Genomic DNA, 220 nt, shown 5'->3' with positions numbered 1-220 from the left:
TGCGCGTGATGCGGTATCGCAAATCATTACCTTCGGTACGATGGCTCCTAAACCGGTTATTCGAGATCTAGGGCGAGTGTTAGGTCACGCTTATGGCTTTGTTGATAGCATTTCTAAAATAGTGCCGCCAACGCCAGGCATGACACTAACCTAAGCGTTTGAAGAAGAGCCTCGTTTACAAGAGCGTTACGACTGAAGTGAAGATGTTCGCGCTTTAATT

Annotated in this window: 1 pseudogene; it reads left to right on the top strand. The window is 46.8% G+C overall.

Annotation, left to right across the window (positions count from 1 at the left end):
• A pseudogene (locus V6255_RS18600) lies at nucleotides 1-151 on the top strand (hypothetical protein); the annotation flags it as partial.
• Between the last annotated feature and the right edge of the window lie 69 nt (nucleotides 152-220).

It is taken from the genome of Psychromonas arctica, assembly GCF_038155225.1.
GTDB lineage: Bacteria > Pseudomonadota > Gammaproteobacteria > Enterobacterales > Psychromonadaceae > Psychromonas > Psychromonas arctica_B.
This window is presented reverse-complemented; position numbering and strand designations above follow the sequence as displayed.